The organism is Mitsuokella multacida DSM 20544 (assembly GCF_000155955.1).
GTDB lineage: Bacteria > Bacillota > Negativicutes > Selenomonadales > Selenomonadaceae > Mitsuokella > Mitsuokella multacida.
Window position 1 is genome coordinate 1,016,588 of the sequence record NZ_GG697141.2, and the last position, 26,184, is coordinate 1,042,771.

Below are 26,184 nucleotides of genomic sequence, written 5' to 3' on the forward strand. Positions count from 1 at the left end.
GGCTGGTATCCAGAGTACCACGAGACACGTGAAACCTTGTGGGAAGCAGGGTGGACCACCATCCAAGGCAAAATACTACGGAACGACCGATAGCGCATAGTACCGTGAGGGAAAGGTGAAAAGAACCGCGGGAGCGGAGTGAAATAGAACCTGAAACCGTATGTCTACAAGCAGTCGAAGCACTTTATATGTGCGACGGCGTGCCTATTGAAGAATGAACCGGCGAGTTAATTTTAGAGGCGAGGTTAAGCGGGAGACGCGGAGCCGAAGCGAGAGCGAGTCTGAATAGGGCGCAAGTCTCTGGGATTAGACCCGAAACCACAGTGATCTATGCATGGCCAGGTTGAAGCTCAGGTAAAAATGAGTGGAGGACCGAACCCGTGAGTGTTGAAAAACTTTGGGATGAGCTGTGCATAGGGGTGAAATGCCAATCGAACGTGGAGATAGCTGGTTCTCCCCGAAATAGCTTTAGGGCTAGCCTCAGGTAACACATGGAGACGGTAGAGCACTGATCGGGTAAGGGAGCGTAAAGCTTACCGAGCCTAGTCAAACTGCGAATGGCTTCATGAGAAGAGCCTGGGAGTCAGAATGCGAGTGATAAGACCCGTATTCAAAAGGGAAACAGCCCAGATCGCCGACTAAGGTCCCAAATGCTGTACTAAGTGGAAAAGGATGTAGGACTTCCAAAACAACCAGGATGTTGGCTCAGAAGCAGCCACCATTCAAAGAGTGCGTAATAGCTCACTGGTCGAGAGGCCCTGCGCCGAAAATATCCGGGGCTCAAGTACAGAACCGAAGTCGCGGGATGCGCAAGCATCGGTAGGGGAGCGTTCCAAGCAGGTTGAAGGCAGACCGAAAGGACGGCTGGACAGCTTGGAAGTGAGAATGCTGGTATGAGTAGCGAAACGATCCGTGAGAATCGGATCCACCGAAAGCCTAAGGGATCCTGAGCAACGCTCGTCGTCTCAGGGTAAGTCGGGACCTAAGCCGAGGCATAAAGCATAGGCGATGGACAACAGGCGAAAATTCCTGTACTGCATGATGTTGTTTGAGGATGGAGTGACACAGCAAGGAGCTTGAGCGCGCGATTGGAAATGCGCGTCGAAGGCGGTAGGCTGGTATAGAGGCAAATCCCTGTACCAAGGCCGAGAACTGATAGATAGGAGCGTACTTCGGTACAATCCGAATTCAAGCGTACTACACTGTCGAGAAAAGCTTCTAACGAGACATCATGTACCCGTACCAAAACCGACACAGGTAGGCGGGGAGAGAATCCTAAGGTGCGCGGGAAAACCCTCGTTAAGGAACTCGGCAAAATGCATCCGTAACTTCGGGAGAAGGATGGCCGGAGCTGGTGAAGACCCTTGCGGTTGGAGCTGGAGCCGGCGGCAGAAGAGAAGCCCAAGCGACTGTTTACCACAAACACAGGTGCCTGCTAAAGAGAAATCTGACGTATAGGTGCTGACACCTGCCCGGTGCTGGAAGGTTAAGAGGAGAGGTTATTCGCAAGAAGAAGCTTTGAATTGAAGCCCCAGTAAACGGCGGCCGTAACTATAACGGTCCTAAGGTAGCGAAATTCCTTGTCGGGTAAGTTCCGACCCGCACGAAAGGTGTAACGACTTGGGCACTGTCTCAACGAGGGACCCGGTGAAATTGAAATACCTGTGAAGATGCAGGTTACCCGCGACTGGACAGAAAGACCCCATGGAGCTTTACTGCAGCCTGACATTGATTTTTGGCATGTAACGTACAGGATAGTTGGGAGACGGAGAAGATAGGCCCCCAGGCTTATCGGAGTCGCTGTTGGGATACCAACCTTTATGTGCTAGGGATCTAACTCGAGAAGTAACGAAGCTGAGGACAGTATCAGGTGGGCAGTTTGACTGGGGCGGTCGCCTCCGAAAGAGTAACGGAGGCGTCCAAAGGTTCCCTCAGCGCGGACAGAAATCGCGCGAAGAGTATAAAGGCAGAAGGGAGCTTGACTGCGAGACATACAGGTCGAGCAGGTACGAAAGTAGGGCTTAGTGATCCGGTGGAATGAGAGTGGAATTGCCATCGCTCAACGGATAAAAGCTACCCTGGGGATAACAGGCTAATCTCTCCCAAGAGTCCATATCGACGGGGAGGTTTGGCACCTCGATGTCGGCTCATCACATCCTGGGGCTGAAGCAGGTCCCAAGGGTTGGGCTGTTCGCCCATTAAAGTGGTACGTGAGCTGGGTTCAGAACGTCGTGAGACAGTTCGGTCCATATCCATCGCGGGCGTAAGATACATGAGGGAGACTGCTCCTAGTACGAGAGGACCGGAGTGGACGGACCGCCGGTGTACCAGTTGTTTCGCCAGAAGCACAGCTGGGTAGCTGCGTCCGGAAGGGATAAACGCTGAAAGCATCTAAGCGTGAAGCCCGTCCCGAGATGAAGTATCTCATAGCACAAGCTAGTAAGACACCTTGAAGAAGACAAGGTTGATAGGGTAGATGTGGGAGTGCCGCAAGGCATGAAGCTGACTACTACTAATATGTCGAGGGCTTAACTAGAGAACTGAAATGTTCGCAAAGTAGTTTCTTCTGTATAGTTTTGAATGTGCAAGCATTCAATAGAATATCCGGTGATGATGCCTGAATGGTTCCACCTGTTCCCATACCGAACACAGTAGTTAAGCATTCAGAGGCCGAAAGTACTTGTCTGGAGACGGACTGGGAGGATAGGAAGTTGCCGGTTAAGCAGGAGCTCCGCTGAGGCGGAGCTCTTTTTCTTGTATTCGCATCTGCTATCCATCGGAGATGGCTTTCGTATTTGCAGATAGATATGATATTTGATATACTGAATAAGTTGTAACGTTTCATTTTAGATATAAGGGGCGAAATTGGATGCCTGAAGTGCGCAAACAGAAACGCAGCTTGCGACGAGTCAAGTGGCTTGGATTCATCCTCGTCGTCATTATAGCTGTCGTACTCGGCTGCTACGCTGGGATAAGCCGCAAGACTCCGGCCCATGAGATCGGCGATACAGACCATGAGATCGTCCATGTCATGATCATGGGGGTGGACAGCCGCAAGGATGATGTGGGCAGGAGTGACACCTTGATGGTCACCTCTATCGATAAGACAGCCGAGAAAGCGGCGCTCTTGTCAATCCCGCGCGATACGCGCGTGGCAATCGATGGGCATGGCTACGATAAGATCAATCACGCCTATGCGTACGGCGGTCATGAGCTCACGCAGAAGTCCGTCGAGGACCTGCTCGGCGTGCCGATGGACCACTATGTCATCATCGATACGAAGTCCTTTGAGCGCATCATCGACGCCATCGGCGGCGTCGACATCGATGTCGAGAAGCGCATGCATTACGAAGACCCCTGGGATGACAATGGCGGCCTCGTCATCGACCTCTATCCGGGCGAGCAGCACATGGATGGCAAGAAGGCCATCCAGTACGTGCGCTACCGCGACGGCGAGGGCGACATCGGGCGCATCGGGCGCCAGCAGAAGTTCATGAAGGCCGTCGTGGCACAGGTCCTCTCGCCAGAGATCCTGCCGCGCCTGCCGGACATCGTCAAGGAAGTCAGCTCGGCAGTCAAGACGGATATGTCCGTGACGGAGCTCCTGAGCTTCACGAAGATGATGAAGACGCTCCAGGCCAATGGCCTCGAGGCACAGATGGTACCGGGCCAGCCGGCTTACCATAAGGACATCAGCTACTGGATCCCGGATATCACAGATGTGCGCGATCTGCTGGCTTCGGAGCTCGGGCTCACGCTGACGGATGCGGCGAAACAGGAGGCGCAGGCGGCTGAGGACAAGTACGATGCCGACCTGCCGAAGGACCTCAAGATGCTCGCCCATAAGACGAGCGGCGGCACGAAACTCACGGAGAAGGACAAGAAGGATGAAGACGATGAGCCGATGAAGCCGGAGGAGATCTCGGTCATGGTCATCAACTCGAGCGGCATCGACGGCGCCGGCGTAGAGGTCGCCGCCGTCCTGCAGCGCAAGGGCTTCATCATCTCGGGCGTGGAGACGGGCAAGACGAGCTCGAATCCGACGACGACCATCACGACTTCGACGCGCAATACGGATGTCTTCTACGGCCTGCCGTTTGCCTGCGTCATCCGTGATGGCGGCAGCTCGAATCAGGCCGTGGTCAATATCGGCCGCGATTACCACAAAAAAGGGAAATGACGGATGAAGGAGACGGAGCAGATGCTCCGTCTTTCTCGCAATAATTTAGGAGTGAATACTTTGGCAATGCTACGAGTAACGGGGCTCAAGAAATCGTTCGGCATCGATGAGCTCTTCCACGATGTCAGTTTCGAGGTCGCGCGCGGCGATAAGGTCGGCTTTGTCGGGGCGAATGGTGCCGGCAAGACGACGCTCATGCGCTGCCTGCTCGGTCAGGAAGAGACGGACGGCGGTACGATCCAGCTCGACGAGGCCGCGACCATCGGCTATGTCGAACAGCAGGCCGACTTCGGTACTGGCACGCTCTACGAGGAATTCCTGCGCGCCTTTGACGATGTCATCGCGCTCGGCGAGCGCAAGAAGGCGCTCGAGAAGAAGATTGCCGTCGACCATGCGGAAGAGACGATGAAGGCCTACAGCAAGGTCGTCGAACGATTCGAAATGCTCGGCGGCTACGATTACGAGAGCCGCATCCGCCGCGTGGCCTTCGGCCTCGGTTTCACCGAAGAGGACTTCGAGAAGAATGTCGCACATTTCTCCGGCGGTCAGAAGACGCGCATCTGCCTGACGAAGGCACTGTTGCGTGAACCGGACTTCCTGTTCCTCGACGAGCCGACGAATCACCTCGACATCCATATGATCGAGTGGCTCGAGGGCTTCTTGAAGAATTACTCCGGCGGCGTGCTGATCATCTCGCACGACCGCTACTTCCTCGACCGTGTGGCCACGCGCATCCTCGAGCTTGCGGGCCGCACGGTCACGAATTACGACGGCAACTACACCTACTACATGAAGGTCAAGACGGAGCGCCGTGCGGCCCTGCAGTCGGCCTACGAGAAGCAGCAGGAGCATATCAAGAAGACCGAGGAGTACATCCGCAAGTACAAGGCGGGCATCAAGAGCAAGCAGGCGCGCGGGCGCCAGAGCCAGCTCAACCGGCTCGAGCGCATCGTGCTGCCGCCGGAGGATGCATCCTTCAATTACTTTGCGCTCAACAAGCCGCCCGAGTGCGCGGAGCGCGTGGCCGAGCTCGAGGACGTCTCGATGGCGTTCGGTAGCCACAAGATTTTTGACCATATCTCGATGCTCATACGCCGTGGCGACGGCGTCGCGCTCGTCGGCCCCAACGGTGCGGGCAAGACGACGCTGTTGCGCGTCCTCGTCGGCGAGCTCGAGTCTCCGACGGGCCGCGTCAAGATCGGCAGCCGCGTCAAGATCGGCTACTTCTCGCAGCAGCACGAGGGCCTGCACATGGACAACACCATCCTCGATGAGCTCATCTACGAGTACGGCATCAACGAGGAGCAGGCGCGCCGCTACCTCGGCGCCTTCCTGTTCCATGGCGACGAGGTCCTGCGCCGCATCGGCGACCTCTCCGGCGGCGAGCAGTCGCGCGTGGCCTTCCTCAAGCTCATGCTTACGGGCGCGAATTTCCTCGTGCTCGATGAGCCGACGAACCACCTCGACATCCCGGCGCGCGAGGCCGTCGAGGAAGCGCTCATGGCGTTTCCCGGCACATTCTTAGCCGTCTCGCATGACCGCTACTTCCTCGACAAGGTCGCGAACTGCACCCTGGAGCTCGAGAACGGCAAGCTCACCGAGTACCTCGGCAACTACAGCTACTATCTCATGAAGAAGGAGATTGCCGAGGAGGAGGCGCGCGAAGAGCGCGAGGCGGCCGAGAAAGAGCACGAGCGCGAGAAAGAGGCACAGGCAAAGCGCCATTCGGCGAAAGAGGCGCAGCATGCTGCCGTGGATGCAAAGCAGGCAGCTGCTGCCCATGAGGCCGCTGAGAAGCGCCGCGAAGAGGAGAAGAAGCGCGCGGAGATCGGCCGCATCCAGAGCATGAGTGACGCAAAGCGCGAGGAGATGGTGCAGCGTGCCGAAGCCGAGATCGCGATGGCTGAGGCAGAGCTCAAGGGACTCGAGTTCCAGATGAACAACCCCGCCATACAGGCGGACCCGCAGCAGAGCCAGGCGATTGCTGAGGCCTATGCGGCAAAGGAAAAGGAGATCGAGATGCGCTACGAGAAGTGGGAGCGCCTGACCGAGGCCTGAGACATCCCCTGTGAGAGGAGGCAGCAAGATGAAGAACGAAAAAAGCAGACCAGTCCAGCCGTCCCTGCCAGGGCTGCAGATGGAGGAGGAGATCGAGGGGGTCGTCGAGCGCATCGTCTTTACGAATGAAGCGACTCCGTTCACCGTCTTTTCCTTCAAGCCCTTGCGCAAGAACAGCCGCATCACGGCCGTCGCCAATGTCGAGGCGCCCCTCGTCGGCCAGCAGCTGCGCCTGCGCGGCCACTGGACGACACATAAGCGCTTCGGACAGCAGTTCCAGGTCACGGGCCTCTGCATAGAGGCGCCGTCGAGCGCCGAGGGCATCGAGCGCTTCCTGGCCTCCGGCATCGTCGACGGCATCGGGCCCGCGCTGGCCAAACGCATCGTGCAGAAATTCGGCAAGAAGACGCTGACCGTCATCGAGCAGACGCCGCACCGGCTCGGCGAGGTCGCGGGCATCGGCAAGAAGACCATCGAGAAGATCACGGCCTCGTACGCCGCGCAGTCGGAGCTCCGCGACATCATGCTCTGGCTCGAGACGCATCGCATCTCAGGGACGTATGCGGCGCGCATCTTCAAGAAGTACGGCTCGTTCTCCATTGATACGCTCGAGAATCACCCGTACCAACTGGCCAGCGAGGTCGAGGGCATCGGCTTCGTCATCGCGGACTCCATCGCGATGAGCCTCGGCATCGCCGCTGACGACCGCAGCCGCATCGCCGCGGGCATCGACTTTGCCCTGCAGAAGATTGCGCAGCAGGGCCACTGCTGCATCCCAGAGGCGGCGCTCGAGAAGCAGGCATCTGACCTCTTGAAAGTCGAGCAGGCATCCGTGCGCAAGGTCCTCCAGGACCTGTTGCAGGACAAGCAGCTCGCCGTGGAATACGTCGGGTCAGAGACGCTCATCTACCCGCCTTACCTCTACCGCGCGGAGATCAAGGCGGCGCGCAAACTGCTCTACCTGCAGAAGTATGCCGACCCCATCGCGATGGAGGCTGACCCGACGACGCTCGTCGCGCGCTGGGAGCAGATTGCGGGCATCCGGCTGGCTGACAAGCAGAAAGAGGCGCTCGAGGACGTATTGCAGTACGGCGTTTTCGTGCTGACCGGCGGCCCCGGCACAGGCAAGACGACGGTCGTGCGCGGCATGATCGACCTCCTGCACCTGCAGGGCCTCACGGTGCTGCTCGGCGCGCCGACGGGACGCGCCGCCAAGCGGCTCGCCGAGGCGACAGGCCAGAAGGCTGTGACCGTCCATCGCATGCTCGAGGCGCAGGGCGCAGGCGGTTCAGGCGCGCCGACGTTCGGCAAGAACGAGGACGAGCAGCTCGAGGCTGACGTCATCATCCTCGACGAGGTCTCGATGATGGACATCTCGCTCATGCAGCACTTCCTCGCGGCCGTGCCCGACGGCGCGCATGTCATCTTTGTCGGTGATGTCGACCAGCTGCCGTCCGTCGGACCCGGCACAGTCCTTCGGGACATCCTGCGCTCCGGCGTCATCCCGAGTGTCTGCCTCACGGATATCTTCCGCCAGAAGGGCGAGAGCAGCATCGTCATGAACGCCCACGCCATCAACGCGGGCCGGCTGCCCGTCTGCTCGCCGCAGGGCGACTTCCAGTTCTGGGAGATCGACGATGAGGAGGCGGTGGCCGCGCAGATTGTCGAGCTCTGCACGAAGGTCCTGCCGCAGCAGGGATTCTCGCCACTGACGGACATCCAGGTGCTCGCACCGATGCACCGGCTGTCCTGCGGCACGGACAACCTCAACAAGGTCCTGCAGGCCGCGCTGAACCCGAAGTCTCCGCAGCGGCCGGAACTCACGAACGCGGCCCAGACCTTCCGCCTCGGCGACAAGGTCATCCAGACGAAGAACAACTACACGAAGCAGGTCTTCAACGGCGACATCGGCTTCGTCATGGCCATCGAGCCGGGCCGCATGACAGTCCACTTCAGCGATGAACTCGAGGTCGATTACGAGAATGGTGAGTTCGGCGAGCTCGCGCTCGCCTATGCGCTGACCGTCCACAAGAGCCAGGGCAGCGAGTACCCCGTCGTCATCCTGCCGCTCGTCCGCTCGCACACGATCATGATGCAGCGCAACCTGCTCTACACGGCCGTGACGCGCGCCAAGCGCGAGGTCGTCCTGCTCGGCTCCAAGGCCGCGCTCAACACGGCCGTCGGCAATAACCGCACGAGCAAGCGCTACACACTGCTTGCCGAGCGGCTCTACTATGGATTTGAGCGCTGAATCATCCTGCATACAGTATAAGCGCAGATATTAATCATAATTGTAACACAACTTTGCAAGAATACATAATACTTACTACTGAAGTGTAAACAATTGATGCAAAATAGAGTATACTAGTCCCTGGAAAGAAGAAATCATCTTATGGTTCTATGGAAAGGGATTGGTATTATGAAGAACGGGATTCTGGCAATCATCGGTCTGTGTGTCTGGGGCGGCCTGCTCATGCTGCAGGGCACGCCGAAAGTCAGCGAGGAGATCGCGGCAGACGTCGTGCAGACCCTGCACCCGCAGGCTGAGGTCGAGAACGTGACGGACACGACCGTCGGCAGCGACAGAGCCTATAGAGTCGCCTACTACGAGGGCGGCAAGGCCGGTGTCGTAGCCGTATCGGAGAACGGCCAGCTCATGCACTGAGCCGGTGATGCTGCTCGACAAGAGAAAGAAAAAAGGGGAAAAAGAAGGGCTTCGCTCAAAGCGAAGCCCTTCTTTTGTGACTGGCTGTATCAAGTCTGAGATGCCTTTGCTTGTTCCGGCTCGTCTGCTTGCTGCTGACGGTGACGGCTGAGCAGGACGGCCGAGAAGCCGGCGGCGATAGGCACGGTCAGGATGACGCCGATGCCGCCCGACAGGCCCTGCATGATGACGATGTCGAGGCTGTTGGAGTTCAGCAGTTGCAGGAATGGCAGGTCGTAGACGTAGTCGAGCACCCAGGTGCCGAGGCTGCCGCCGAAGACGGCGAGGATCAGCGTGGCGGCCATCGTGCCCATGACATCCTGGCCGACGCGCATGCCGCTCTTGAAGAGCGACTGCGCGGAGACCTCCGCGCTCTGGCTGCGGATCTCAGCTGTGGCGGCCGATACGTCCATGGCGATGTCGAGCACGGCGCCGAGGCTAGCGAAGAGGATGCCGGCGAAGAGGAGCTCGCCGACGTCGATCTTGGAGTTCTGGCTGATGAAGAGCAGTGATTCGATATTCGGGACGTTGTAGCCGGAGAGGTGTGCCATGCGGCCGAAGACCTCTGCGGCGATGCCAGCGGAGAGCACGCCGCCAAATGAGGCGATGCCTGCGGCGAGTGCTTGCCGCGTCGGTCCGCAGATGAGCCAGACCGTCAGCGCGAGCACGATTGTCGCGGTGATGACAGCGGCGACGATCGGCGAGAGGCCGTGCAGCAGCAGCGGGAAGAAGAAGAACAGGAAGCAGGCGAACGTCGCCGTCAGGGCGACGACCGACTTGACGCCCTTCTTGCCGCCGACGAGCATCAAGAGAAGGGCGAAGAAGGCGAGAAAGGCGATGACGGCCGTCATGCGGTCGTAGCTGTAGACGGTGTACGAAGAGAGCGTGCCCGTCTTGCTCGCGATGACGACGACGGACATACCGGGCTCACAGACCGTGCCGAAGAGCAGTCCGTTCGGACTGTTGGCCTGCACGAGAGAGCCGTCCTCGAGCTTCAGGGATACTATCTGGTCGCCGATGCGGCTGCCGTTTTCCTGTACATTGTCGCGCAAGACGTCAGCGACGACGGCTTTCGCGAAGACGCGGCCGTCTGTGTTGACGAGCGCTGGCTTGGTGACGTTGTTGAGCTGCACGAGGGCAGCGAGGAGGGCAAAGACGACGAGCACGGCGGCTAGGCGTCTCGGCCATGTGTGCATGAGATTCATGGGACTTCCTTTCTAGTCAGCGACGTGTATATGCAAAAGAGATCTCTTCATGGTTCAGAGATCTCTTTCGCGTATTGAGAGAAAAGGGAAAATAGAGAAATCAGAGGGAGTCTATACTCAGTCCTTGACGATGCTGTACGTCTGGTCGATCGGGGTGCCCGTCTCAGCGTCGTACGTGTCGATGCTGAACGTGTCCTTCGTGATGTGGACGACGGAGTACGTCGGCCTCCAGTTCTGGCTGCGCGCAGCGATGTAATCCTGCTGCTGCGGGATCAGCTCGTAGAACTTGGAGCCCGTTGCCGAGTTCGAGGACATGTAGAAGACGCCCTTCGGATTGTGGAGCGTGCCCTGCTGCATGTCGGCAATCGTGTAGCAGCGGTTCTGGCTCTCATAGGCCTCTTTCTTCGTGCTGTCCTTGAGGGCTTCGTTGAGGATGCCGTGGCTCTGCCCCTGCTGGCCCTTCACGCGGTACTCGTCAAAGGTTGCATGCTGCTGGCCATCGCTCGAGAGCTGGTAGGTGCGAGCGTACGTGTGGTCGTGGCCCTGCAGGACGACGTCGATCTTGTTGGCGTCGTAGATCGGCGTGAGCTGCGTGCGCATCAGGATGCCGTCGGAGTCGGAGTGATCGAGGCCGCTACCGTAGATGTCCTGATGCATGACGACAATGCGCCACTTCGTGTTCGGGTTGGCCTTGATGGCCTTCTTGATCAGGGCCTCGTGGTCAGCTGCGTTGTAGTTGTTGGCGTTGATGACGATGAAGAGGGCATTGCCGTACGTGTAGTAGTAGCCATGGCCTGCCTTCGTCGGATTGGCTTCCTCTGTGAACGGATTCGGCACGTTGAAGTGGTTCTGGTAGCCCGTCGTCATGCTGTCGTGGTTGCCGATGCTCGTGGCCTCTGGCAGGCTGCGCAGAGCCTTGGCCGAAAGGTAGCCTGCGTACTGCTGCTCCTGCAGCTTGATCTTGGCAGCCGACTGATCCTCGGCCGGCTCGTTGATCTGGTCGCCAGGGGAGACGAGGAAGTTGATCTCTGGATGCTGGGAGAGGGCGCTGTTGAGCGTCTTGTTCCAGTTGTAGGCATCGTTGCGCGTCGCGAGCTCGCCGTCCTGCTTATTGCCTTCCGACGAGGTCTGGCCCTTGGATGCACCGATCTGCGGATCGCCGACGTACATGAAGGTGAAATTATCCGGATTGCCCGTCTTGAAGGACTGAGCATCCCTCCACTGACCGTCGATCTTGACCTGATAGTAGTACGTCGTATCGGGCTTGAGATCCTTTACGGACACCTTGTTGGTGTAGTACTGCGTGTCATCGATGACCGTGCCCGTCTTGGACGTGCCAAGGAAGGAGCGCGCATGGCTCATATCCTCATTCGTGGAGATGCGGACCTCGGCGGCCTTGGCCTTGTCCTTCGAGTACCAGGCGAGATTCATCTGCGTGGCATCTTTGCCCGGTGCAAGGGAAACCTGCTCATAATCATCCTGGATATCCTTCCAGCTCGACTTCCACTGCTCCCAGTTCGCATCGCCTGCCTGCGTGGCGACGACGGTCGTCGGCGTCGTCGATGCGTCGTTCCAGTGCTCCGTGGCTGCAAAGCCCGTCGAAGCGACGCAGAGTGCGGCGACAACGTAGGCGGTGAGACGTTTCTTGCTCTTCAACAACATACCAGTTCCTCCTAATTCATACACAGATTCGGATGCTTTCTTTTCTTTCCTTTCCTATCCTCACTCTATCACTGGGCCGCATGGCCGTTGTTACCGCTGTGTAAAGTTTTTGTTATTCTGGGGATGCGTTGGGAAAGAGCTGTGGTAGAATGGAGAGAAAGAGAGAAGAAAGGCGGGACGGATATGGCAGATCGAGGATGGGATGAAGAGCAGGACTTGCTGGCGGGGCTCAATGATGCACAGCGTGAGGCGGTGACGACGACAGAGGGCTTCGTGCGCGTGCTGGCGGGCGCTGGCTCTGGCAAGACGCGGGCGCTCACGCACCGCTTTGCCTACCTCGTCGAGGAGCTCGGAATCCTGCCGGGCAACATCCTCTGCGTGACGTTCACCAACAAGGCGGCGACGGAGATGCGCAGCCGCATTCACGCGCTGACCGGCGACAATGACACGGGCTACATCAACACATTCCATGGCTTCTGCGTCTCCATCCTGCAGGAGGACAGCCATGCCGTCGGCTACCCGAAGAGCTTCCTCGTGCTCGACAACGCCGACATCGACGACATGCTCGCGAAGATCTACGAGGAGCGCGGCCTGACCCTGCGCGACATGACGTACGGCCAGGCGCGCGATATGTTCGAGATGCGCAAGCTCGTGCAGCAGCCCGACTACTACAAGGAGCTCATCGCTCTGCCGCTCGCTTCGCTCAAGGAGAAGTACGACCGGGCGCAGTCGAAGCAGGATATCCTCTTCTACGGCTACTTATATGAAGAGAAGAAGTGCTTCGGGCTCGACTACAATGACCTCATCAAGTTCTCGCTGCACATCTTCGCCGAGCACGAGGCGATCCGTAAGAAGTGGCAGCAGCGCCTCGAGTACATCATGATCGACGAGTTCCAGGATATCGACGAGCCGCAGTACCGGCTCATGAACGTGCTTTGCGGCTGGCACAAGAACCTCTTCGTCGTCGGCGACCCCGACCAGACCATCTACACGTGGCGTGGGGCCTCGGGGCGCTATCTCCTGGACTTTGATACCCACTTCCCGGGGACGAAGACCATCTTCATGCTCGAGAACTACCGTTCGACACCGGAAATCCTCTCTGTCGTCAATTCGCTGATCACCAAGAACACGAGCCGCATCGAGAAGGATCTCGTGCCCGTGAAAGAGCATGGCAGGAAGGTCGTCTGCCATCATGCGGGCGCGGCGAGCGAGGAGGCCAGCTGGCTGGCTGGCGAGATGGCAAGGCTTCACGCAGAGGGCGTCGCTTATCGCGAGATGACGGTGCTCTACCGTGCGCATTACATCACGCGCAGCATCGAGGAACAACTCCTCAAAGCGGAGATTCCCTATACCATCTACAGCGGCGTCCAGTTCTTCGCGCGGCGCGAGATCAAGGACGCGCTCTCGTACCTGCGTTTGCTCGCCTACCGCGATGACCTCTCGCTCTTGCGCGTCGTCAACGTGCCGAAGCGCAACATCGGCCAGCGGCGGCGCAAGTTCCTGACGGAATACGCAGAAGAGCATGGTCTCACGTTCTACGAAGCCATGCAGGCGAGCATCGAGGACCCCATCTGGAAGGGAACACAGGCGAGGGCGTTCCTGAAGCTCGTCGATGACCTCGCAGAGGTCAGTACAGGCGCGTCGGTCTCGGAGGTGCTGGCCGAAGTGCTCGACCGGAGCGGCTACGAGGCCATGCTGCGCACGGAGGGCAGTCAGGCGCGCCTCGATAACCTCGCGGAGCTCAAGCAGTCCGTGCGCGAGTACGAGGTCAGCTGCGGCGAGGAAGCGGGGCTCACGGATTACCTCGCGCATGCCGCGCTCTTCACGAATCAGGATGCCGGCGACCCCGGCGACAAGGTCCGGCTCATGACGGTGCACACGGCCAAGGGGCTGGAGTTCCCCTACGTCTTCCTCGTGGCGCTCAATGAGGGCGTCTTCCCCTCGCGCAAGACGCGCACGCCCGAGGCGATGGAGGAGGAGCGGCGCCTCGCCTTCGTCGCGATGACGCGGGCGGAGAAGGGGCTCTACCTCTCGGATGCCGAGGGGCTCAACATCGACGGCTCGATGCGCTATCCCTCGCGCTTCATCCTCGACATCGACCCGGCCCTTCTTGATTTCACCGCACCGCTGCCCGAGCGCCTCGTGCGCGCGGCGCGCGACTTCGTCCGGGCCTCTGCGCGCCGCCTCTCGCGCCAGGCAGAGCCGCCTGCCCTCCATGAGGGTGACCGCGTGACGCACCGCGTCTTCGGTGACGGCACCATCGTCGCCATCGACCACGAGAAGGGCGCCTACGTCATTCATTTCGACGAGCTCGCGACGAACCGCAGCATCGCCTTCCGCGTCAAGCTGCAAAAGATTTGATGGCGACTTGCATCCTTGCCGGAATGTGGCCGCAGTGTTATACTTCATTCAGGAAAAGGATGTGAATCAAATCATGATGAATGATAGAGAAAAGAAAGTCCTGTGCTTTGGCATGGCCATCGGCATCTTGCTCGGCGTCATCGCGATGAAGCTGGTGGGGGCGCGCGGCGCCGTGGTCCTCGCCGCGCTCGCCTTCCTCGTCCCGCTCGTGCCGGAGCTGCGCGCGCGCGTAAAACAAGGTAGGCTGCCGCAGATGCCTTCGGCGCCCTCCGTCGGGAAGCCGCACCTTGAGGCGCCGCATGTCACGTTGCCACACATCGAGAAGCCACATCTCGAGGCCCCACACATTGAGGTCCCGCACGTCGCGATGCCGCATCTCGAAAAGCCGCACATCGAGATGCCCGAGGTCGATCTCTCGAGCGATTGGCTCAGCAACAAGGCCATTGTCATCTACTTCATGATCTTCATCATCAGCTTCGTCATCGGCTACGTCGTGCTCAACTGATCCTTGATTTTTCATAGAAAATCCCGGCAAACTGTAATTGTCCTGTAAGCACGCCCCTCTATACTGAGCTTGATTTTATTTTTCAGTTCGGTACAGGGGGGATTTTTTTGCGTTGGCAAAAAGCGATTTTACTGGCCGGCATTGCTGCCGGCACGATCTTTCACGGGGGACTCTATGCAGCGGCCGCTGAGGCGCCGCAGGCAGCTGCCGTGGCGAGCGTCCAGGGCATTGAGCAGGTGACGGTCATCTCCAAGAGCTATGGCGACGGCGAGTTGCCGGCTTACGTCGTCCTCAAGTACCCGCATTCGCTCGACAGCAAGCAGCTCGCGGCAGCGGACTACACAGTCGAGGGCCGCACGGTCGAGAAGGTCACGACGAATACGGAGCCCACGGCCGAGAAGGATGTGCCGGGCTGTTATGTCGTGCTGCACCTCGCGCACTCGAATACTTCATTTGATGGCGACCTGGCCGCACGAGCCAAGCAGGATGCAGCCCAGGCCGGTCAGGCAGATGCGGCAGGAGACGATAAGGGCGGCAAGGGCGTCGATGCACCGTGGATTGCCGACCGCCAGCCGCCTGACCTCACGGTCAAGGTCAGCCAGGTCAAGGACGTGAAGGCACAGGACGGCACGGTCTACGCGGCCTCATCGCAGGCGCACAGCGATTCAGGCGTCGTCGAACAGGATGTCGACCGCTTCACGCAGCACGTCTACAAGGATCCGGAGACGGGCTATGAGATGCCCTACAACCTCTACCTGCCGAAGGACTATGACCCCAATAAGTCGTATCCGCTCGTCTTCTTTGTGGCCGATGCCAGCGCGAACATCAACAATACCAAGACGCCGCTGTTCCAGGGCAACGGCGCGACGGTCTGGACGGAGCCGGAGGAGCAGGCCAAGCATCCGTGCATCGTCCTTGCACCGCAGTATACGCAGGACATCGTCCAGAGCATCGGCATGATGACGACGGACGAGAACGTCTGGACGCCGGGCCTCACGCTCGTCACGCACCTGTTGCAGGACACGATCAAGAACTACGCCGTCGACAAGACGCGCATCTACGGCACGGGCCAGTCGCAGGGCGGCATGACGAACATCGCCATCAGCGACCGCTATCCGGACCTCTTTGCCGCGCAGTGGCTCGTCGCCTGCCAGTGGAACGTGCAGGAGATGGCCGCGATGAAGGACAAGAAACTCTGGATCACGGTCTGTGAGGGCGATAACAAGGCCTTCCCGGGCATGAACGAAGCGACGGCCCTCTGGGAGTCGCTCGGCAGCTCCGTCGCGCGCAACGCCTCGCCGTGGTGGAACAGCAAGTCTCCAGTCGCCGAGCTCGACAAGCAGGTCCGTGAGCTCGCCGCCCAGGGCAAGAAGATCAACTACACGGTCTTCGCTGGTGGCAACCACATGTACACCTGGTCGTTCGCCTACGGCATCGACGCCATCCGCGACTGGCTCTTTGCCCAGAAGAAATAAAGATTGCCATAGAGGAGCGGTTTTCCTGCTCTTCTATGGCAATCTTTTTGCAAGGAATCAATCGATGAAATTCGTCATGATGACGGGTTCATGTGTGGGGTAGTCGATGCCAGCCTGTTTGCCTGCCTCGATGCACTTTGTGATCCAGGCGATGTTGCGCGCGAGCGTGCGCATCGTCTGCAACCCTTCGAGATCCTTGCGGACTTCGTCCGGCGTGAAGCCGTGTACCTGGTTCCAGTACTGAGAGCCGACGACGACCATGTTGGACATCTGGAAGTACTTGTTCAGGCGGTCAAAGGCTGCCGTCGCGCCGCCACGGCGGCAGGAGACAATGGAAGCGGACACTTTGCCGCACATCCTGGCATCCTTTGTGCAGCTGAAGGTCAGGCGGTCGAGGAAGCTCGTGATGAATCCCGTCGGGCCGCCGTAGTAGACGGGGGAACCGACGACGAGGCCGTCGGCAGCGGCGAGCTTGTCGGCCGTCTCATTGACGATGTCCGTAAAGACACAGCGGCCGGTCTTCATGCAGCTGTGGCAGGCGATGCAGTCCTGCACGGGTTTCTTGCCGAGCCAGATCATCTCCGTCTCGACGCCCTGCTCGTGGAGCGTGGCGGCAATCTCTGCCAGGGCGGTGTAGGTACAACCCTTCTCATTGGGGCTTCCGTTGATCAAAAGGATTTTGCTCATAGTGATTACCTCTGCAAATAAGATGATGATTGTTTACCTATCTTTTTCGCGCTCCCTGCCCGAAAGTCCTGTTCACGATGTAAATAATCATGAAAAAAAGAGCTTGGCGGCCAAGCTCTTTTTCTTTTTTATGAGATGTGAAATGTGAGATGGGAACTGCAACATGTGGTGAGAATCAGTTATCGTAAGCTTCCTCGAGCTCTTCGAGCGTCTTCTGCTTGCTCTCCTTGCCGAGCGTCAGGACGACGGCGGAGATGATGACGAAGACGGAGGCGAACATCAGGAAGATCGTGCTCATGCCAAAGGCATTGGCGAGCATGAGGCCGACGAGCATTGGGGCGATCATGCCGCCGATGCGGCCGAAGCCGGCGGCCCAGCCAGAGCCGAGCGCGCGAATCGTCGTCGGGTACTGTTCCGGCGTGTAGGTGTAGATGACGCCCCAGGCGCCGAGATTGAAGAAGCTCATGGCCGCGCCCCAGGCGAGCAGCGAGGAAGCGCTCGCGGCGTTGCCGAAGAAGAAGCTGCAGATGCCCGACATCAGCAGGAACAGCGAGAGCGTGTACTTGCGCCCGATGACATCGACGAGCCAGGCGGCGGCGTAGTAGCCCGGCAGCTGAGCGAGCGTCATGATCAGCACGTATTCGAACGTCTTGATGACGGCAAAGCCCTGCGCAAAGACGATGGACGGCAGCCACATGAAGATGCCGTAGTAGCTGAAGACGATGCCGAACCAGGCGAGCCAGAGCATAGCCGTGCGCGTGCGGAAGGGCTTCGTCCAGAGCGTCGCAAAGCTTGTCGCCGCAGCCTTCGGCTGCTCGAGCTCCGCGGGGCTCAGCTTGCTGTCGAACGGGCGGCTCTCGACGTGGAGCTTGCGCTCGAGGTCGAGGATGATGTCCTTGGCCTCATCGATGCGGCCGTGCGAGATCAGGTAGCGCACGGACTCTGGCATGTGCAAGCGGATCAGGAAGACGTAAAGTGCTGGGATCGTGCCGATGACGAAGGCAATCTGCCAGCCGAAGTGCGGGATCAGCAGGTAGGCGATGCAAGCTGCGACGAGCCAGCCGACGCCCCAGAAGCTTTCGAGCAGCACGATGAAGCGGCCGCGCAGATGGCTCGGTGCGTACTCGCTCATGAGCGTCGCGGCGACAGGAAGCTCACCGCCGAGGCCGAAGCCGACGAGGAAGCGGAAGACGAGCAGCGACTCATAGCTCCAAGCAAGAGCGCAGAGCCCTGTCGAGATGCTGTAGAGCAGCACCGTGATGGTGAAGACCTTCTTGCGGCCGATGCGGTCGGCGACCGTGCCGGCGAGCACAGCGCCGAGCGCCATGCCGATGAGACCAATCGAGCCAATCCAGCCGGCCTGCGCGGGCGAGAGCCCCCAGTCCTTTGTCAAGACAGGCAGAACAAAGGCAATCAGGCCCGTGTCCATCGAGTCAAAGAGCCAGCCGAGGCCCGTGACCATGAGCAGCTTGTACTGGAAGGATCCGACAGGCAGCGCTTCTAAGCGTTCGAGAATCATGCAAATAACCTCTTTCCCCAAAATCCCTGAAATCCCTGAACGAAAAATAAAGATGATATCTTTTAATCAGCTGTCATGACAGATGATTACATTACTGTTATTGTAGTCGATTTTGGGCAAAATGCAAGAGGCCTCCGCGAAGTCGGATGAACTCATCGATGAGTCGAGCGAAACCGAGTGAAACCGAAGGGAACCGACGGATTTCCTTTACAGAGCAGGGGCTTGCGTTGTAAGATGGATGTGTTAAATTTTTTCGTGACATGCAGGAGGGATTCATATGAAGAAAGTACTGACGATCGCGGGCAGCGATTCGAGCGGCGGCGCCGGCGTGCAGGCGGATCTCAAGACGATGCTGGCCAACGGTGTCTACGGCATGAGCGCCATCACAGCGCTGACGGCGCAGAACACGCAGGGCGTCCGCATGGTGCAGGAAGCCACGCCGGAGTTCCTGGCGGCAGAGCTCGATGCGGTCTTCGAGGACATACGGCCCGATGCCGTCAAGGTCGGCATGGTCGCCTCGCCCGCGCTGATCCATGTCATCGCGGATAAATTGAAGGCCTATAAGGCCGAGCATGTCGTCGTGGACCCCGTCATGGTCGCGACGAGTGGCGCCAAGCTGCTCGTGGACGAGGCCATCGAGGTGCTCGTGCAGGAGCTCTTCCCGCTCGCCGAGGTCATCACGCCGAACATTCCCGAACTCAGCGTCCTGACGGGGGCAGAGATTGCGGATGAGTTTGCCTTCGAGCAGGCGGCGAAGAAGCTCGCCGCAGAGGCCGAGGTCAATGTACTCGCCAAGGGCGGTCACTTCGCGGACGACGCGAGCGACCTGCTCGTCCTCGCAGGCGGCGAGGGGGAGCAGTGGTATCGCGGCACGCGTGTCGCGAATCCCAACACGCATGGCACGGGCTGCACGCTGTCGAGTGCCATTGCCGCCAACCTCGCGAAGGGCTTCGACCTCGACGAGTCGATCGGCCGCGCGAAGTCGTACCTGTTCGGAGCGCTGCTCGCCAAGATGGACCTCGGCAGGGGCAACGGCCCCGTCGACCACGGCTGGAACCTTCATGGCGATTTCTTTGAGAACTGAGTAACTGCGTAGTAAGGCGGGGGCATCTATTTCGGCTTCGGCGCTCAGCTGAATGAGCCCCAGGTCACTTGGGGGCCCTGCCGAGACTTCGCCGCCTGCCGCGGCGTTCTGACATCGCCTGCTTAGCTTGGTTCTGCTCGGGGCTCAGCCCTTCGGGCGGTCGCTTCGCTTCTGCAGGCGAAACAGATGCCCCCGCCTATCGTCTCGTTATCGATAAAAGCCCCACAAGGGGCTTTTTTTGTTTGCGCACAAAAGTGACAGAGTTAAAACATATGTGAAAGTAATTGAGAAATTCATTGAGAATAGCAGAAAATACGTTGGAAAAAGCGGCAAAATGATTGTAAATATGGCGCTGTCCTGCTAGTATAAGACTCAACAAGAGAGCAAACGAGAAAGAACTTCACGAATGTGAAAGTCGATGTGGGGCGGATACAGAGGAGGGGAGATTGCCATGATGCCAGTGGAGAAACGCATCCTGATCAAGGCGGCCAGCATGTACTATCTCGATCACATGAAGCAGAGTGAGATAGCGAGGCGCATGGGTGTCGATCGCACGACGGTCAGCAAGTACCTCAAGAAGGCGATGAACAACGGCATCGTCAAGATCGAGGTCGAGAGCGATTCGTACGAGGAAATCGAAGCGGCGCTGGAGCGGCGCTTCGGCCTGCGTGAGGCGTACGTCGTGCCCAAGAGCTACGACATGCTCGCCATCAAGCAGAGCATGGCGCATGCCGGACTCAACCTGCTGCGCCGCATCATGGCCGACGGCCAGGTCATCGGCATGGCTTGGGGCTCCACGATACAGGAACTCACGAAGTATGCGCACCGCGAGAAGATGCCGCAGCTCGACATCGACTTCGTGCCGATCGACGGCGGTCCGGAGAGCATCGACAGTGACCACCACGTCAATACCATCTGTTACGAGATGGCCAAGACTGTCGGCGGCCGCAGTCATTTCATCTACGCGCCGGCCATCACGCGCACGTCGGAGATACGTGATGCCATCCTGCAGGATGCGAATTACGAGAAAATCTCGCAGCTCTGGCAGCAGCTCGACATCGCGATTGTCGGCATCGGCGCGCCGGTCAAGTCATCGAACCTCGTCTGGGCCGGTTACTTCGGCCGCGACGCCATCGACTCGATGCGGCGGACCGGAGCCGTCGGGGAGATCTGCTCGGTCTTTTACGACAAGGACGGCAATCCCGTACAGACCCCGTTCACAGACCGCACGATCGCTGTGCCGCTCGATACCCTGCGGAATCTGCCGTACTGCATCGGCATGGCTGCCTCGCGCGAAAAGGTGCCGGCCATCATGGGCGCGCTGCGCGGCCACCTCATCAACGTGCTGATCACCGATGAGTCGACGGCGACCATCCTGCTGCATGAATGATGAGAAGAGGAAATGATAGGAGAGAGGAGAGATATCCATGATGTGGACCTTATTCATCGCGGCCATCGCTATCTGGGTGCTGCAGACGGCGCTGACGCTCTGGCAGTTCCGCCGCTTTAACCGCCGTCTAAAGGAGCTCCGCCAACTCGGTCCAGTGGCCATCGGCAAGGTGAAAGGGCGCTTTCTAGCAGGTGCTATCGTGCTGCTCTGCATCGATGCAGACTGCCGCATCGTCAAAGGGGAGATCATGGAGGGCGTCACCGTCTTTGCCAAGTGCCGTCCCTTCCCAGCGCTGGATGGCCTGAACCTGCTCGACCTCAGCGAGGCGCTCTGCGAAGAGCAGGGGCTCACACGCCAACAGGTCAAGGCGGCCCTGAGCGCGCGTCAGGATTATCTTTCGTACCAGGAACTCCAGCGGGAGCAACAACTTACTCCCGCTAGAAGATAAAAAATAAGGGAAAAAGAAAAAGGAGAGATTTTGATGGACACAATGGTTTTCTTGGCACAGGGCTTCATCGGCATGTTCAACAAGGGCGGTGAGACCTTCGTCGGCTGGGTCAGCGGCATCATCCCGACGCTCGTCTGCCTGCTCGTCGCGATGAACTCGATCATCGCCTTCGTCGGCCACGAGAAGATCGAGAAATTCGCGCGCATCTGCGGTGGCAACGTCGTCACGCGTTACATCCTCTTGCCAGTCGTCGGCACGTTCTTCTTCTGCAATCCGATGACCTTGTCGCTCGGCAAATTCCTGCCGGAGTACTACAAGCCCTCGTACTACGCAGCGGCTTCGGCCTCCTGCCACACGCTCAACGGCCTGTTCCCGCACGTCGACCCAGCGGAGCTCTTCGTCTTCCTCGGCATTGCCAACGGCATCTCGGCACTCGGCCTGCCGACCGTCGACCTCGCGCTGCGCTACTTCCTCATCGGCATCGTCATCAACTTCCTGCGCGGCTGGATCACCGACTTCATGACGGCCTACGTGCAGAAGCAGCAGGGCGTGAAGCTCAGCAAGGAGCTCGTCGCGACGAAGGACTGAAGCGCGGCTGCGTAAAAAATTTTCAATGATAGTACATTATATGAACATATGTGACATATGAAAAGGGAGAAGAGCATCATGGCAGAGTATAAAGACGTCATCGTCACGGCTGGTTCCGGCGGCTTCGGCGGCCCGCTCAAGCTGCACCCTGACGTAAAGCAGAACAAGATCGTCAATATCACGGGCGGCGTCAGCGGCCGCCACTACGACACGTCGAAGAAGATCTCGGAGCAGCAGGCCGGCTTCATGGCGAAGGTCGGGCAGTTCATGGGCGGCATCGTCGCCGTCTTCTACCAGGCCGGCCGCGAGACCATCAACACGATGATCAAGACAATCCTGCCGTTCATGGCATTCGTCTCCATGCTCATCGGCATCATCCTCTCGACCGGTATCGGCGACATCATCGCGCATCTGCTCGTGCCACTGGCCGGCAACGTCGGCGGCCTCATCATCCTGTCTCTGATCTGCTCCTTCCCGTTCCTTTCTCCGTTCCTCGGACCGGGCGCTGTCATTGCACAGGTCATCGGCGTGCTCATCGGTGTTGAGATCGGCAAGGGGGCCATCCCGCCGCACCTCGCGCTGCCGGCACTCTTCGCCATCAACGCACAGTGCGCCTGCGACTTCATCCCGGTCGGCCTCGGCCTCGCAGAAGCCGACGCCAAGACCGTCGAAGTCGGCGTGCCGTCCGTGCTCTACTCCCGCTTCATCACGGGCCCGCTTTCCGTCATCCTCGCCTGGCTGGCCAGTTTTGGACTCTATGAGGGCTGAGAGCGCGAGCGAATATACGAACTCTTACACCATTTGATTGCATATAAACAGGAGGTAATCTCATGAAAAAGTATTACAGCACCATCGTGCAGGAACTCGGCACACAGGTCCACGCGTTTAAAGGCGCGCGCATGCTCATCCTGTTCAATGAGAACGCGCCGCAGGAACTCCGCGAGTACTGCGTCCTGCATCGCGGCAACAAGCTCGAGGACACGGTAGAGCCAGGCGACATCTTCCGGCTCGGCAAGACGGACTACAAGATCGTCTACGTTGGCAGCCAGGTCCAGAAGAACCTGCGCGACCTCGGCCACATCACGCTGCGCTTCAATGCCAATGAGGAAGGCGAGAATCTGGAGGGCAGCCTCTACCTCGAGAACAAAGAGGTCGGCGACATCGAGCCGGGCGAGGAGATCGCCATCTATAAGCCCTGAGTGCCCGGGGAAAGTCCGGCTAGAACAAGTAAAGCAAGACAAAAGACAAGCAAGATAGGAGAGATAGTCATGGCTTCATGGTTGAATCTGGAAGGTAAAACAGCAGTGGTTACGGGCGGTGCTTCGGGCATCGGCAAGACGGTGGTCCAGTCGTTCCTCGACAACGGCGCGAATGTCGTCGTCTGCGATATGAACCCCAAAGAGCCGGAATTCGAGCGCGGCGAGGGCAGCGGCGACGTGCTCTACGTCGTGACGGATGTGACGAAGGCCGAGAGCGTCCGCGCGATGGTCGAGAAGGCCAAGGCGAAGTTCGGCAAGCTCGACATCCTCGTCAACAACGCCGGCATCAACATCCCGTGCCTGCTCGTCGACCCCAAGGACCCGTACGGCAAGTACGAGCTCAATGAGCGTGTCTACGACAAGGTCACGAATGTCAACATCCGCGGCGTCTACCTCATGGCGCAGGCCCTCGGCCATGAGTTCGTCAAGAATGGCAAGGGCGTCATCATCAACATGAGCTCCGAGAGCGGCCTTGAGGGCTCGGAAGGACAGAGCATCTACGCGGCGACGAAGAACGCCGTCAACTCCTTCACGCGCTCCTGGTCGAAGGAACTCGGCCGCTACAATGTCCGTGTCGTCGGCGTGGCGCCGGGCATCCTCGAGGCCACGGGCCTGCGCACGCTGGCCTATGAGGAGGCGCTCTCCTACACGCGCGGCATCACGGTCGAGGACCTGCGCAAGGGCTACAAGAACACGAAGACGACGCCGCTCGGCCGCAGCGGCAAACTCACCGAAGTCGCCAACCTCGTGCTCTTCCTCGCGAGCGACCGCGCCTCCTACATCCACGGCGTCACCTACAACGTCGCGGGCGGCAAGACGAGAGGCTGATACCCGTTCACATCTATCCCCATACAATCCTTACATATCCTTTTTGTCTTGGGATGCACTCTGTGGCTGAGTGCATCTCTTTTTTTATGGTCGCGCCGAAAAATTTGCCTGACAGTGTCAGGCGTGATAAGATGAAAAGGCAATGTCAGAAAGGAAGAGATACGATGAAGATAAAGAGAATCGCGAAGCTGCTGGGCTTCTGCTGCCTGACGGCGGGCTTAGCACTGCCGACCAATACGCAGGCTGCGACGGGCGACAACGGCCATGTCACGGCGACGTCGGTGCTCGCGGAGAAGGCAGGACAGCAGCCGGCTGTCACGGAGACGCAGGCGGCGCAGCAGCTCGAGGCTGCTGCCAAGGCCGACGCTGCCAAGGGGCCGTCGGTCGATATCCGCAGCGTCCGGCTCGTCTGGGACCACGTGCCGGGAGCCGTCAAGTACCAGGTCGAACTGCTCGGCTCAGCCGATGACACGCTGACGAATGTCATCATGACGCAAAACCAGATCTTCGCCAACGGCGTCGACATCGATGTGAGCCGCTACGGCAAGGCCGCGGCGAATTTCTACTGGAAAGTCCGCGGACTCGACTACAACGGCAATCCCGTCAACTCGTACTCCACGCCGCAGCTGATTGCCGCTGGCACGCTGAACCCGACGGCGCCGCTCGCGACGTCGGCGTACGACAAGATGGACTATGCGGCTGAGTACCCCGTCTACGCCTGGATCCCGATGCCGGGCGCCAAGCACCACGAAGTGCAGGTCTATCGCGAGGAGGGCTCGCAGGACATGTACCTCAAGACGCTGCAGGCCGGTGAGTACGACGTCTACGACTGGGATGCCTACACGACGCCGGGCCGCTACTACTGGCGCGTGCGCTCCGTAGATGCGGACGGCGCACCGCTGAGCGACTGGTCGGCGAAGAACGGCTTCACGGTGACTACGCCGACGCCGATTGCTGCGCTCGGCGACAGCATCACGCATGGCGGCGGCGTCATGAGCGTGCCGCCATCGGACCCGCTCTACAACTGGGAGACGTATTCCCCGGTGCCCATCAAGAACCTCGGCGTCAGCGGCAATACGACGCAGGACATGATCGACCGCTTCGAGCACGATGTCCTGCCGTTCTCGCCGCGCATCCTCGTCATCATGGGCGGCGTCAACGACTACCGCGCCGGCACGTATGGCTGGACCGTCGTGCAGCACCTCAAGGCGCTCAAGGAGAAATGCGCGGCCTACGGCATCATCCCCGTCTTCGTGACGCCGACGCCGATTAACCCGAGCCTCATGATCCACCGCGCCGGCATCGAGCATCCGACGCCCGACTGGCTCACGCACCAGCAGTACGTCTGCGCTTGGGTCAAGAAGCAGCCGTATTCCGTCGATGTCGCCAGCGCCCTCGCAGACGAGCGCGGCTGGCTGCGGTCCGACTACACGACGGACGGTCTGCACCCCGACTACCTCGCCAAGAAGTCGATGGGCGAGAAGATTGGCCAGTACCTCGAGTCGACCTTCCCATGGGTCACGCAGAGCCTGACGAAGAAGACGAACTCCTGACCGAGTTTTATCGCCATATGCAAAAAGCCGCATTCCCTTTCGTGGAATGCGGCTTTTTCGTGCCTGTTCAGCCCTTGATGTGGATGCCCGTGATCGTGTAGCCGCTGCCGGCGAGCGCGCGGCGGATCTCGTCGTCGCTGACCTCGCGCGTCATCTTGACGACGGCGTGATTGCGATGCAGGTTGACCTCGGCGGCAGCGCCGTCGATCGTGTCAAGCGCCTGCTCGACGCGGGCCTTGCAGTGGCCGCAGGTCATGCCCTCGATGTCGACGATCTTTGTCTCGACGATTGTGCCCGTGAGTTTCTTCTTCGGCACTTTGATATCTCCGCCGCCGCAGCAGCTGCTCTCTCCACGCCAATGCTTGACGACGCCTTTGAGTGCGAAGAACAATGCCACGAGGACGAGTATGCCGACGATTGCTGTAGCCATGATGGATTCCTCCTGTATCGTGATGAGTCTGTATTATGTAATTGAAAATCAACTTCATCTTTATTTATATACCAGTTGGGGGTATCTGTCAAGCCGTTCTAGACGATTCCAGATGATTCCAGACAATAATCAGAGAAAACTGCTAGAATGGCTTCGTACAATCGGGGAATTCTATCTATTTTTTGCTTGATTTTTAGGAGCATATAACTGTTAATTAAACCATAGAATATAATAGGTATATATGGTAT

20 protein-coding genes, 1 rRNA gene and 1 other annotated feature (1 of these 22 running past the window's edge) are annotated in these 26,184 nt (G+C 59.1%); of the genes, 16 read left to right on the forward strand and 5 right to left on the reverse strand.

All coding sequences use genetic code 11. From position 1 onward, the window contains the following. Positions 1-2,536, forward strand: a sequence feature (mutual gap in cmsearch alignment for this rRNA model is longer than 100); it begins 1,724 nt to the left of the window's first position. 67 nt (positions 2,537-2,603) lie between these two features. From rrf to MITSMUL_RS04780, 5 genes are all read left to right on the forward strand, one after another. Beyond that, a 5S ribosomal RNA gene (gene rrf, locus MITSMUL_RS04760) occupies positions 2,604-2,720 on the forward strand. A 149-nt stretch (positions 2,721-2,869) separates the two neighbouring features. Next, a complete protein-coding gene (locus MITSMUL_RS04765; protein ID WP_005840418.1) occupies positions 2,870-4,180 on the forward strand; it encodes an LCP family protein in 1,311 nt (436 codons plus the stop codon). A gap of 66 nt (positions 4,181-4,246) precedes the next feature. Continuing rightward, positions 4,247-6,238 carry an ABC-F family ATP-binding cassette domain-containing protein gene (locus MITSMUL_RS04770; protein ID WP_040635900.1) on the forward strand — a complete coding sequence of 664 codons (1,992 nt, stop codon included), beginning with the start codon at positions 4,247-4,249 and terminating at the stop codon, positions 6,236-6,238. A gap of 28 nt (positions 6,239-6,266) precedes the next feature. Further along, positions 6,267-8,489 (forward strand): SF1B family DNA helicase RecD2, encoded by a 2,223-nt coding sequence (gene recD2, locus MITSMUL_RS04775; RefSeq protein ID WP_005840422.1) that lies wholly within the window; start codon positions 6,267-6,269, stop codon positions 8,487-8,489. Between the two features lie 168 nt (positions 8,490-8,657). Further along, positions 8,658-8,903, forward strand: coding sequence for a hypothetical protein (locus tag MITSMUL_RS04780; RefSeq protein ID WP_040635488.1), 246 nt, complete (start codon positions 8,658-8,660; stop codon positions 8,901-8,903). Positions 8,904-8,992: 89 nt separating this feature from the next. Here the strand turns inward: MITSMUL_RS04780 and MITSMUL_RS04785 are convergent, their stop codons facing one another. Together MITSMUL_RS04785 and MITSMUL_RS04790 are read right to left on the reverse strand one after the other, a co-directional pair. Next, the gene (locus MITSMUL_RS04785) at positions 8,993-10,147 is read right to left on the reverse strand and encodes a YibE/F family protein (protein WP_005840426.1); all 1,155 of its coding nucleotides are present in this window, start codon (positions 10,145-10,147) and stop codon (positions 8,993-8,995) included. A 117-nt stretch (positions 10,148-10,264) separates the two neighbouring features. Beyond that, complete coding sequence (locus tag MITSMUL_RS04790) at positions 10,265-11,809, reverse strand: purple acid phosphatase family protein (RefSeq protein ID WP_005840428.1); 1,545 nt, start codon at positions 11,807-11,809, stop codon at positions 10,265-10,267. Between the two features lie 183 nt (positions 11,810-11,992). Here MITSMUL_RS04790 and MITSMUL_RS04795 point away from each other — a divergent pair, with 183 nt between their 5' ends. From MITSMUL_RS04795 to MITSMUL_RS04805, 3 genes are all read left to right on the forward strand, one after another. After that, positions 11,993-14,170 (forward strand): ATP-dependent helicase, encoded by a 2,178-nt coding sequence (locus tag MITSMUL_RS04795; RefSeq protein WP_050751637.1) that lies wholly within the window; start codon positions 11,993-11,995, stop codon positions 14,168-14,170. A 73-nt stretch (positions 14,171-14,243) separates the two neighbouring features. Then, complete coding sequence (locus MITSMUL_RS04800) at positions 14,244-14,675, forward strand: hypothetical protein (protein ID WP_147653095.1); 432 nt, start codon at positions 14,244-14,246, stop codon at positions 14,673-14,675. Between the two features lie 107 nt (positions 14,676-14,782). Continuing rightward, the gene (locus tag MITSMUL_RS04805) at positions 14,783-16,150 is read left to right on the forward strand and encodes a prolyl oligopeptidase family serine peptidase (protein ID WP_005840434.1); all 1,368 of its coding nucleotides are present in this window, start codon (positions 14,783-14,785) and stop codon (positions 16,148-16,150) included. 57 nt (positions 16,151-16,207) lie between these two features. Here MITSMUL_RS04805 and MITSMUL_RS04810 read toward each other — a convergent pair whose 3' ends face one another. Then, entirely contained in the window at positions 16,208-16,837 is a 630-nt protein-coding gene (locus MITSMUL_RS04810; RefSeq protein ID WP_005840436.1) for a flavodoxin family protein, read from the reverse strand. Positions 16,838-17,012: 175 nt separating this feature from the next. Then, entirely contained in the window at positions 17,013-18,356 is a 1,344-nt protein-coding gene (locus tag MITSMUL_RS04815; protein WP_005840440.1) for an MFS transporter, read from the reverse strand. A 277-nt stretch (positions 18,357-18,633) separates the two neighbouring features. On the opposite strand from MITSMUL_RS04815, the gene thiD reads away from it, so the two are divergent. The 8 genes from thiD to MITSMUL_RS04855 all read left to right on the forward strand — a co-directional run bounded on the left by thiD (position 18,634) and on the right by MITSMUL_RS04855 (position 25,506). Continuing rightward, positions 18,634-19,440, forward strand: coding sequence for a bifunctional hydroxymethylpyrimidine kinase/phosphomethylpyrimidine kinase (thiD, locus tag MITSMUL_RS04820; RefSeq protein ID WP_005840444.1), 807 nt, complete (start codon positions 18,634-18,636; stop codon positions 19,438-19,440). Positions 19,441-19,891: 451 nt separating this feature from the next. Continuing rightward, positions 19,892-20,830 carry a sugar-binding transcriptional regulator gene (locus tag MITSMUL_RS04825; RefSeq protein ID WP_040635491.1) on the forward strand — a complete coding sequence of 313 codons (939 nt, stop codon included), beginning with the start codon at positions 19,892-19,894 and terminating at the stop codon, positions 20,828-20,830. Between the two features lie 37 nt (positions 20,831-20,867). Next, complete coding sequence (locus tag MITSMUL_RS04830; protein WP_005840449.1) at positions 20,868-21,278, forward strand: transcriptional regulator GutM; 411 nt, start codon at positions 20,868-20,870, stop codon at positions 21,276-21,278. A 33-nt stretch (positions 21,279-21,311) separates the two neighbouring features. After that, the gene (gene srlA, locus MITSMUL_RS04835) at positions 21,312-21,866 is read left to right on the forward strand and encodes a PTS glucitol/sorbitol transporter subunit IIC (protein WP_005840451.1); all 555 of its coding nucleotides are present in this window, start codon (positions 21,312-21,314) and stop codon (positions 21,864-21,866) included. Between the two features lie 78 nt (positions 21,867-21,944). Beyond that, positions 21,945-22,634 carry a PTS glucitol/sorbitol transporter subunit IIB gene (locus MITSMUL_RS04840; RefSeq protein ID WP_040635493.1) on the forward strand — a complete coding sequence of 230 codons (690 nt, stop codon included), beginning with the start codon at positions 21,945-21,947 and terminating at the stop codon, positions 22,632-22,634. A 62-nt stretch (positions 22,635-22,696) separates the two neighbouring features. Next, the gene (locus MITSMUL_RS04845) at positions 22,697-23,065 is read left to right on the forward strand and encodes a PTS glucitol/sorbitol transporter subunit IIA (protein ID WP_005840454.1); all 369 of its coding nucleotides are present in this window, start codon (positions 22,697-22,699) and stop codon (positions 23,063-23,065) included. Between the two features lie 69 nt (positions 23,066-23,134). Next, a complete protein-coding gene (locus MITSMUL_RS04850) occupies positions 23,135-23,953 on the forward strand; it encodes an SDR family oxidoreductase (protein ID WP_005840456.1) in 819 nt (272 codons plus the stop codon). A gap of 164 nt (positions 23,954-24,117) precedes the next feature. Continuing rightward, positions 24,118-25,506 (forward strand): GDSL-type esterase/lipase family protein, encoded by a 1,389-nt coding sequence (locus MITSMUL_RS04855; protein WP_169627139.1) that lies wholly within the window; start codon positions 24,118-24,120, stop codon positions 25,504-25,506. 67 nt (positions 25,507-25,573) lie between these two features. Here MITSMUL_RS04855 and MITSMUL_RS04860 read toward each other — a convergent pair whose 3' ends face one another. Continuing rightward, positions 25,574-25,936 (reverse strand): heavy-metal-associated domain-containing protein, encoded by a 363-nt coding sequence (locus MITSMUL_RS04860; RefSeq protein WP_005840458.1) that lies wholly within the window; start codon positions 25,934-25,936, stop codon positions 25,574-25,576. Positions 25,937-26,184 lie beyond the last annotated feature (248 nt).